The sequence below is a fragment of the Pelomicrobium sp. P1 genome (assembly GCF_052805615.1).
The window spans coordinates 17,274-26,483 of sequence record NZ_JBRBEM010000010.1 but is presented as its reverse complement, the minus strand read 5'-3'; the positions used below and the strand labels follow the sequence as shown (position 1 = coordinate 26,483).

The following is a 9,210-nucleotide window of genomic DNA, read 5'->3' as shown; positions in this document are numbered from 1 at the left end:
CAAGGATAGATATAGAGTCCCTTTAAGACCGTTTCAACCGGTCAGGGTTTCCCCACCCGCTGGGGGAGCAAGAGGATAGCGTCCCGGTTGCTCCAGGAAAAGACCTTCTGCGCTGCCTCCCGGTAGGGCAGCCACTGATAGCCCAAGTGCTCCCGGGGCGCCACCCGCACCGGCGTGGGCTCCGGCACCTCCAGCGCGAAGACGTGCTCTGTGTTGTGGGTCACCCCCGGCGGGTAGCGGTGGCGCCATTCGCGGAAGATTTCGTAGCGGTTGGTGATTCCCCAGTCCGTGAGCCGGTAGGCGGCGGGGTCGAGGCCCGTCTCTTCCGCCACCTCCCGCCGGGCCGTCTGTTCCAGGGTTTCGCCCGGGTTCTGGCTGCCGGTCACCGACTGCCAGAACCCGGGCCGGTCGGCCCGCTCCAGCAGCAGCACTTCTAGCGCCGGCGTGTGGATCAGCACCAGCACCGAGACCGGTATCTTGTAGGGGGTCACTTACCGCCCTGCGGCTCGGCCTGTTCAAGCTTTCGCGGTCTCCGGACGACGGACGCGGATGTGCAGCTCTCGGAGCTGCTTCTCGTCCACCGGGCTCGGCGCGCGGGTCAGCAGGCACTGGCCCCGCTGGGTCTTGGGGAAGGCGATCACATCCCGGATCGACTCCGCCCCCGCCATCAAGGCCACGATCCGGTCGAGCCCGAAGGCCATGCCGCCGTGGGGCGGCGCGCCGTACTGGAGCGCCCGCAGCAGAAAGCCGAACTTCTGCTCCGCTTCCTCGGCACTGATGGCGAGGGCCCGGAACACTTTCGACTGCACTTCCTGGCGATGGATGCGCACCGAGCCGCCCCCCACCTCCCAGCCGTTCAACACCATGTCGTAGGCCTTGGAGCGGGCGCGTCCTGGCTCGCGCTCCAGCAGATCCTCGTGGCCCACCGCGGGCGAAGTGAAAGGGTGATGCAAGGCGGCCCAGCGCTTTTCCTCCTCGTCCCACTCGAACATGGGAAAGTCCACCACCCATAGGGGCCGCCAGCCGGGCTCCGCGAGCCCCCGGTCGTGGGCAAGCTTCAGCCGCAACGCGCCGAGGGACTCGTTGACCACCTTGGCCCGGTCCGCGCCGAAGAAGACGAGGTCTCCGTCCTTGGCCCCGGTACGCTCCAGGATCGTCTGGATCGCCTGCGGGGAAAGGAACTTGAGGATGGGCGATTGTAGTCCCTCCACCCCTTTCCCCAACGCGTTTACCTTGATGTAGGCGAGGCCCTTGGCGCCGTAGATCTTGACGTACTCCGTATAGTCGTCGATCTCTTTGCGCGTGAGCTCGCCGCCCCCGGGCAGGCGCAGCGCCGCCACCCGACCATCCGGCAGGCGCGCCGCTTCGCGGAACACCTTGAACTCCACATCCCCCATGGCATCGGTGAGCTCGGTGAGCACCAAGGGAACGCGCAGATCGGGCTTGTCCGAGCCGTATAGTGCCATGGCGTCGTCATAGGTGAGGCGCGGAAACGGCGCGGGCAGCTCCACGTCCAGGACCGCCTTGAACACGCTGCGGATCATATCCTCCATGAGGGCGGTGATCTCCGGCACGTCCAGAAACGAGGTCTCCACGTCGATCTGGGTGAACTCCGGCTGCCGGTCCGCTCGCAGGTCCTCGTCGCGGAAGCATTTGACGATCTGGTAATAGCGGTCGAAGCCCGCCATCATCAGTAGCTGCTTGAACAACTGCGGCGACTGGGGTAGGGCGTAGAATTCCCCCGCATGCAGCCGGCTTGGCACCAGGAAGTCCCGCGCCCCCTCCGGGGTGGAGCGGGTGAGCATGGGGGTCTCGATGTCGACGAAGCCGTGCCGGTCCAGAAATTCCCGCACCGCCATGGCCACCCGATGGCGCAGCCGCAGGTTGCGCTGCATCTGAGGTCGCCGCAGGTCCAGCACCCGGTGCTCCAGGCGCACCTGCTCGCTGATGGTCTCGTCGTCCATGAGGAACGGGGGCGGCAGGGAGGGATTGAGCACTTCCACCTGGTGAGCAAGCACCTCCACCTCGCCGCTCGCCAGGTTGGGATTGACTGTGCCGGCGGGGCGCTCCCGCACCCGGCCCGCGACCCGGAGCACATACTCGTTGCGCACCGAATCGGCCACTCGGAACGGCTCCGGCCGCTCCGGGTCGCACACGATCTGGACCAGGCCCTCCCGGTCCCGCAGGTCGATGAAAATGACGCCGCCGTGGTCGCGGCGCCGGTGCACCCAGCCGCAGAGGGTGACCTCCTGGCCCACGTGCTGGCGGTTAATCCATCCGCAATAGGTCGTTCGCATGTCGATCCGATGAGAGTTCCGGTCCTGGGTAGCGATACGCCGCTCCGGGCGCCTGCACGCGCCGTGGGGGAAAAATCAAGCGATCCGCGCCCGCCCTCTGCGGCCGCCCGGGCCGGGTTTCGCCTCCGGGGCGAGCACGCCCATCGAGACGATGTACTTGAGCGCCGCGTCGACGCTGATGTCGAGCTCGACCACGTCGCCCTTGGGCATCATCAGAAAGAAGCCGGAAGTGGGGTTGGGCGTAGTGGGCACGTAAACGCTCACGTACTCGCCCTGCAGGTGGTCAGCTACGTCTCCGCCCGGTTTGCCGGTGAGAAAGGCGATGGTCCACGCCCCCGGCCGCGGGTACTGGATCAGGAGCGCCTTGCGGAAGGCCACGCCTTTGCTGGAGAAAAGGCTGTCGCTCACCTGCTTGACGCTGTAGTAGATGGACTTCACCACCGGAATGCGCCGCAGCAGCCCTTCCCAATAATCGATCAGGCGCTGCCCGATAACGTTGGTGGCGAACACCCCGGTGGCCAGCACCACCCCGAAACTGAGGATCACCCCCAGCCCGGGGATTCGAAACCCGAGCCAGCGCTCCGGCTGCCACGCGTCGGGCAAGAGGAGCAGGGTCTGGTCCATGCTGCTCACCAGCAGGTTCAGCACCCACAAGGTGATGCCAAGCGGTATCCAGATCAGCAGCCCGGTGACCAGGTATTTTTTCATGCCTCCGCCTTGGATGCGGCGCAGCCGCAGGCGCCCGCGCCGCAGGCGTGGCCCGATGAAGTCCCTTCCTTGGACTCCGATTTCGCCGCAGGCCTGGAGCCGCTGTTCTTGAAGTCGGTCACGTACCAGCCCGTGCCCTTGAGCTGGAAGCCCGCCGCGGTGAGTAGCTTATTGAAAGATTCCTGGCCGCACTGGGGACACACGGTCATGAGCGGCTCTCCCACCTTCTGCAGGTATTCCCTCTGAAAACCGCAGGACGAACAGCGATACTCGTAGATCGGCATGGCTACCCCCCTGAAAAATCGATCAAAACCATTATACCCTGCGCCCAGTAGGCAAGGGGAAAAATGGGGTTCCTGCGGGCTGATTCCAAGTCGGTCGTGGAGGCCTCGCTCGGCGCCCAGAGCGTGCAGAAGGCTTGCCCGATCTTGAATTTTATCCTGGTTATGCTGCGATGCAGCATAACCAGGATTACCGGACGGAGAGGCCTCCCGCCTTGACTCGTATAATCAGCTTTTTCCATCTCTTGCCCCAGGAGGTTTTCCTTGACCCAATCCTTCGGACGCTGCCAGGCGCTGATCGACCAGGCCCGGTTCCATGGGCCGGTGGCCACAGCCGTGGTTTACCCGGTGAGCCGGGAGGGTCTGCTTGGGGCGGTCGAAGCCGCCCGATGCGGTCTCATCCATCCCCTGCTCGTCGGTCCGGGTGAAACCATTCGCCGGGTCGCCGCCGAGGCGGGGGTGGACTTGGCCGGGTGCGTACTGATCGAGGAGACCGAGCCGGTCGCCTGTGCGGCCCGCGCCGCCGCCCTGGCCCGGGCAGGGGAGGCCCAGGTGATCATGAAGGGGAGCCTCCACACCGACGAGCTCATGGGGGTGATCGTGTCCCGGGACGCGGGCCTGCGTACCCACCGGCGCATCAGCCACGTCTTCTGCATGGACGTGGCCGCCTATCCCAAGCTGCTCCTCATTTCGGACGCGGCGGTCAACATCGCCCCCGGCCTCGCCACCAAGCGCGACATTGTGCAGAACGCCATCGATGTGGCCCGGGTGATCGGGGTGGAGACGCCCCGGGTCGCCCTGCTCTCGGCGGTGGAGACCGTCAACCCGGACATCCCCTCCACCGTGGATGCGGCGGCCCTGTGCAAGATGGCCGATCGGGGCCAGATCACCGGCGCCGTCCTGGACGGTCCCCTGGCCTTCGACAACGCCATCTCGGCGCAGGCCGCCAGGACCAAAGGCATCGTCTCCCCCGTCTCCGGTCAAGTGGATGTGCTGGTGGTCCCTAACCTGGAGGCGGGCAACATGCTCTACAAGCAACTGGTTTACCTCTCCGGGGCCCTCGCCGCCGGCGTGGTGGTGGGCGCCCGGGTGCCGGTGGTCCTCACCAGCCGCGCCGACACGCCGGCGAGCCGCATCGCCTCCACCGCTGTCGCCTGCCTGCTTGCCCAAGCCCGGAAAGCGAGCGCCGAGTGAGCGACCACGTCCTCGTCGTTAACGCCGGCTCGTCCAGCGTGAAATTCGCCGTCTACCCCGTGGATGGGGACTGGAAGGTCCACTACCGCCTGCGGGGTGAGCTGGAGGGGATCGGTCACGCCCCCCGGTTGCACGCCAGAACGCCGGAGGGTCCGCTAGCCCGGGAGGAAACGCTGCCCTCCCGCGATGCCCGGTCTTTCGGGCCCCGGGAAGCGGTGGCCTTTCTGGTGGGGTGGCTGGGCCGGCACTTGACACAGCACCGGCTGGTGGCCGCCGGTCACCGGGTGGTCCACGGCGGCGAGCGCTTCTCGGCGCCGGTGCTCATTGCGCCGGAGGTGATGGACTACCTGCAGCAGCTCGTGCCCCTGGCCCGCCTGCATGAGCCCTGGGAGCTGGAGGCGATCCGGACCCTGGCCCAGGCGCGGCCGGACCTGCACCAGGTCGCCTGTTTCGATACCGCATTCCACGCCACCCAGCCGGAGGTGGCGCGGCGCTTCGCGCTACCGCGCCGGTTCCACGACGAGGGAGTGAAGCGTTACGGCTTCCACGGCCTGTCCTACGAATACGCCACCCACGCCTTGCCGGCCCTGGTGGGGGACCGCGCCTCAGGCCGGGTGGTGGTGGCCCATCTCGGCAACGGGGCGAGCCTTTGCGCCTTGCAGGGGCTGAAAAGCGTCGCCACCACCATGGGTTTCACGGCCTTGGACGGCTTGGTGATGGGTACCCGCCCGGGGGCCCTGGACCCGGGCGTGCTCCTTTACCTGATCCAGGAGCGGAACATGACGGTCGAGCAGGTGAGCGACCTGCTGTACTTCCGCTCGGGGCTCCTGGGCGTCTCGGGTTTAAGCCACGACATGCGGGCGCTACTGGCGAGTCCCGATGCGCGGGCCCAAGAAGCCGTGGAACTCTTCGTCTATCGGGTGGTGCGGGAGGTGGGCTCCCTGGTCGCCGCCCTGGGCGGGCTGGACGTGCTGGCCTTCAGCGGCGGCATCGGCGAGCGCTCGCCCGAGATCCGGGAACGCGTCTGCGCCCAGCTCGCCTGGCTGGGGATCAAGCTGGATCCCGACGCCAACCGGGCCGGCGGGCCGATAGTGAGCGCCGCCGCAAGCCCCATTCCCGTGTGCGTGGTCCATTGCAACGAGGAGTTGGTGATCGCCCGCCATACCTGCCGGCTGCTGCAACAGCGGGGGCTCATCGCCCGTCGCCGCCCTCCCTTCGCCACCTAGGCGCCGCTCAGAAGGGAATATCGTCCTCGAAGTCGTCGAAGCTGCTGCCGCTCGAAGCCTTTGCCCGCGCGGGGCTTGGAGCGGCGCCCGCACTCTCCCGATCGGCCGCTTCGAAAGCGCCTCCCCCCCGCGACCCCAGCATCTGCATCCGCTCCGCGACGATCTCGGTGGTATAGCGGTCCTGGCCCTCCTTGTCCTGCCACTTGCGGGTGCGGAGGCTCCCCTCCACGTACACCTGGCTGCCTTTTTTAAGATATTCGCCGGCGATCTCGGCGAGCTTGCCGAAAAAGGCTACCCGGTGCCACTCGGTGCGTTCCTGCTTTTCCCCGTTCTTGTCCTTCCAGGTCTCGCTGGTGGCCAGGCGTATATTGGTCACGGCGTCGCCGCTGGGCAGGTAGCGCACCTCGGGATCGGCGCCCAAGTTGCCGATCAGAATCACTTTGTTGACGGATGCCATCGGAAAATCCTCTTTGCGCCGGTTACGCGCGCACAGACAGCATAGCGCAGAAGCCCGACCGCCGCCATCGGGCGGGGCGGGTGGCCGGAAACGGAAACCTGCCGCCGGGGCGCCACCTGGGCTCGAGCCTCCCGGAGCCGCATCGGCGGAAAGCCGCACGTCGGCTCGAGAAGGGCAACGAAAATTCAGTACACTAACAAATTTGGCTTGCTTTCTTTTCGAGCGATGGATTTCATTCGAATCCGCGGGGCTCGCACGCATAACCTCAAGAACATCCACGTCGACCTGCCGCGCAACCGGCTGGTGGTGATCACCGGCCTTTCCGGTTCGGGCAAGTCCTCCCTCGCCTTCGACACCCTCTACGCCGAGGGCCAGCGCCGCTACGTGGAGTCCCTCTCCGCCTACGCCCGGCAGTTTCTCGAACTCATGGAAAAGCCGGACGTGGATCTGATCGAGGGGCTCTCCCCGGCCATCGCCATCGAGCAGAAAGCGGCCTCCCAGAATCCCCGTTCCACCGTGGGCACGGTAACCGAGATCCACGACTACCTGCGGTTGCTGTTCGCCCGAGCGGGCGACCCCCATTGTCCCGAGCACGGCATCGTCCTGCAGGCCCAGAGCGTGAGCCAGATGGTGGACCACGTGCTGCAATTGCCGGAAGGCACCCGGCTCATGATCCTGGCGCCGGCGGTGGTGGGCCGCCGGGGCGAGCAGGCGGAACTATTCGACGAGCTGCGCGCCCAGGGCTTCGTGCGGGTGCGCGTGGACGGCAGGGTCTATGAGGTGGATGCGCTGCCCAAACTCGCCAAGAACCGCAAGCACACCGTGGAGGTGGTGGTGGACCGGCTGCGGGTCGCGCCCGACGCCAAGCAGCGCCTGGCGGAATCCTTCGAGACGGCGCTGCGCCACTCCGACGGGCGGGCCCTCGCCGTCGAAATGGATACCGGCCGGGAACACGTGTTCTCGTCCCGCTTCGCCTGCCCAGTGTGCAGCTACTCGCTGCCGGAGCTGGAGCCCCGGCTTTTTTCCTTCAACAATCCAATGGGGGCATGCCCCGAATGCGACGGACTGGGAACCATCACCTTCTTCGACCCGAAGCGGGTGGTAGCCTTTCCCCATCTATCCCTCGGCGCCGGCGCCATTCGGGGTTGGGACCGGCGCAACCAGTTCTATTACCAGCTCCTCGTGAGCCTCGCGAAGCACTACGGCTTCGACATCGAAAAGCCCTTCGAGGAGCTGCCGGAGAAGATACAGCAGGTGATCCTCTACGGCTCGGGCGACGAGCGCATCCGCTTCACCTATCTGGGGGACAAGGACCAGCGCCACCGGCGGGAGCATCCCTTCGAAGGCATCATCTCCAACCTGGAACGACGCTACCGGGAAACCGATTCCACGGTGGTGCGAGAAGAGCTGGCCAAGTACTTGAACACCCGGGTCTGCCCCCAGTGCCAAGGCACCCGGCTGCGGTTGGAGGCGCGGCACGTGCGCTTCGCCGGCCGCACCATCTATGAGCTATCTTCCATGCCTCTCAAGGAGGCCCAGGCGTTTTTCGAGAGCTTGAGCCTTTCCGGCACGAAGCAGGCGATCGCCGACAAGATCGTGAGGGAGATCGGCAATCGCCTGCGCTTCCTGAACGACGTGGGGCTGGACTACCTCACCCTGGATCGCTCCTCGGACACCCTCTCGGGAGGAGAGGCCCAGCGCATCCGCCTCGCCTCCCAGATCGGTTCCGGCCTGACGGGAGTGATGTACGTGCTGGACGAGCCGTCCATCGGGCTGCACCAGCGGGACAACAACCGGCTGCTCTCGACCCTCAAGAGCCTGCGCGACCTGGGCAACACGGTGATCGTGGTGGAGCACGACCGGGAGGCGATCCTGTGCGCCGATCACGTGGTGGACATGGGCCCCGGCGCCGGAGAGCACGGCGGGGAAGTGATCGCCCAGGGACCGCCGGCGGCGATCTTGGCGGCGGAGGCCTCCCTCACGGGACAGTACCTCTCGGGAGTGCGCACCATCGCCGTTCCCCGGCGCCGCCGCCGGCCCCATACGGAACGCCGGCTGCGGCTGGTGGGGGCGAGCGGCAACAACTTGAAGGGCGTCACCCTGGACGTGCCAGTGGGCTTGTTCGTCTGCGTGACAGGCGTCTCCGGCTCGGGCAAGTCGACCCTCATCAACGATACCCTGTACGCCGCGGTGGCGCGCGCTCTGTACGGGGCGAGCCTGGAGCCCGCGCCCCACGAGCGTATCGAAGGGCTCGAGTACTTCGACAAGGTGGTCAGCGTGGACCAGAGCCCCATCGGGCGCACGCCCCGCTCCAATCCGGCCACCTATACGGGCCTGTTCACCCCGATCCGGGAGCTCTTTGCCCAGGTCCCCGAGGCCCGGGCGCGGGGCTACGGGCCCGGCCGCTTCTCCTTCAACGTCAAGGGCGGACGGTGCGAGGCGTGCCAGGGCGACGGCATGCTCAAGGTGGAAATGCACTTCCTGCCCGATATCTACGTGCAGTGCGACGTGTGCCACGGGCGTCGCTACAACCGGGAGACGCTGGAGATCCGCTACAAAGGGAAGACCATCCACGAGGTCCTGGCGATGAACGTGGAGCAGGCCTACGAGTTTTTTCAGTCCGTGCCCCTGGTTGCCCGCAAACTGCGCACCCTGCTGGACGTGGGGCTGGGATACATGTCCCTCGGCCAGTCGGCCACCACCCTCTCCGGCGGGGAAGCCCAGCGGGTGAAGCTCGCCCTGGAGCTTTCCAAACGGGACACCGGGCGCACCCTCTACATCCTGGACGAGCCCACCACGGGGCTTCATTTCCACGACATCGATCTGCTGCTCAAGGTGCTGCACCGCCTGCGGGACCACGGCAATACGGTGATCGTCATCGAGCACAACATGGACGTGATCAAGACCGCCGACTGGATCGTGGACCTAGGCCCGGAGGGCGGCGACCGGGGGGGTCGCATCATCGCCGAAGGGCCGCCCGAGCAGGTAGCCACGGTACCGGAGAGTTTCACCGGACAATATTTACGGCGCATACTCACCACCTGACG

The 9,210-nt window shown here is 66.5% G+C and carries 8 protein-coding genes; 3 read left to right on the top strand and 5 right to left on the bottom strand.

What is annotated here, in order from left to right; genetic code table 11:
- Window positions 1-41: 41 nt before the first annotated feature.
- The 4 genes from nudB to ACUVYZ_RS10895 all read right to left on the bottom strand — a co-directional run bounded on the left by nudB (window position 42) and on the right by ACUVYZ_RS10895 (window position 3,289).
- Window positions 42-491 carry a dihydroneopterin triphosphate diphosphatase gene (gene nudB / locus ACUVYZ_RS10910; RefSeq protein ID WP_439934486.1) on the bottom strand — a complete coding sequence of 150 codons (450 nt, stop codon included), beginning with the start codon at window positions 489-491 and terminating at the stop codon, window positions 42-44.
- 24 nt (window positions 492-515) lie between these two features.
- A complete protein-coding gene (aspS, locus tag ACUVYZ_RS10905; RefSeq protein WP_439934485.1) occupies window positions 516-2,297 on the bottom strand; it encodes an aspartate--tRNA ligase in 1,782 nt (593 codons plus the stop codon).
- Between the two features lie 75 nt (window positions 2,298-2,372).
- Entirely contained in the window at window positions 2,373-3,005 is a 633-nt protein-coding gene (locus tag ACUVYZ_RS10900) for a DUF502 domain-containing protein (RefSeq protein WP_439934484.1), read from the bottom strand.
- Window positions 3,002-3,289 (bottom strand): FmdB family zinc ribbon protein, encoded by a 288-nt coding sequence (locus ACUVYZ_RS10895; RefSeq protein WP_439934483.1) that lies wholly within the window; start codon window positions 3,287-3,289, stop codon window positions 3,002-3,004. The genes ACUVYZ_RS10900 and ACUVYZ_RS10895 overlap by 4 nt, the downstream gene beginning before the upstream one ends.
- 261 nt (window positions 3,290-3,550) lie before the next feature.
- On the opposite strand from ACUVYZ_RS10895, the gene ACUVYZ_RS10890 reads away from it, so the two are divergent.
- Window positions 3,551-4,480, top strand: a complete 930-nt coding sequence (locus ACUVYZ_RS10890) for a bifunctional enoyl-CoA hydratase/phosphate acetyltransferase (RefSeq protein ID WP_439934482.1) — start codon at window positions 3,551-3,553, stop codon at window positions 4,478-4,480.
- Window positions 4,477-5,706 carry an acetate/propionate family kinase gene (locus ACUVYZ_RS10885; RefSeq protein WP_439934481.1) on the top strand — a complete coding sequence of 410 codons (1,230 nt, stop codon included), beginning with the start codon at window positions 4,477-4,479 and terminating at the stop codon, window positions 5,704-5,706. Before ACUVYZ_RS10890 ends, ACUVYZ_RS10885 begins: the two co-directional genes overlap by 4 nt.
- A gap of 7 nt (window positions 5,707-5,713) precedes the next feature.
- Here the strand turns inward: ACUVYZ_RS10885 and ssb are convergent, their stop codons facing one another.
- On the bottom strand, window positions 5,714-6,163 hold the full coding sequence (gene ssb / locus ACUVYZ_RS10880; RefSeq protein ID WP_439934480.1) for a single-stranded DNA-binding protein: 450 nt from the start codon (window positions 6,161-6,163) through the stop codon (window positions 5,714-5,716).
- 225 nt (window positions 6,164-6,388) lie between these two features.
- Between ssb and uvrA the strand changes: the two genes are divergently transcribed.
- A complete protein-coding gene (uvrA, locus tag ACUVYZ_RS10875) occupies window positions 6,389-9,208 on the top strand; it encodes an excinuclease ABC subunit UvrA (protein ID WP_439934479.1) in 2,820 nt (939 codons plus the stop codon).
- The last annotated feature ends 2 nt before the right edge of the window (window positions 9,209-9,210 follow it).

Excerpts from the sequence above, each read along its gene's own strand:
- aspS (WP_439934485.1), bottom strand. The coding sequence starts at position 2,297 with ATGCGAACGACCTATTGCGGATGGATTAACCGCCAGCACGTGGGCCAG.
- ACUVYZ_RS10900 (WP_439934484.1), bottom strand. The coding sequence starts at position 3,005 with ATGAAAAAATACCTGGTCACCGGGCTGCTGATCTGGATACCGCTTGGC.
- ssb (WP_439934480.1), bottom strand. The coding sequence starts at position 6,163 with ATGGCATCCGTCAACAAAGTGATTCTGATCGGCAACTTGGGCGCCGAT.
- ACUVYZ_RS10895 (WP_439934483.1), bottom strand. The coding sequence starts at position 3,289 with ATGCCGATCTACGAGTATCGCTGTTCGTCCTGCGGTTTTCAGAGGGAA.
- uvrA (WP_439934479.1), top strand. The coding sequence starts at position 6,389 with ATGGATTTCATTCGAATCCGCGGGGCTCGCACGCATAACCTCAAGAAC.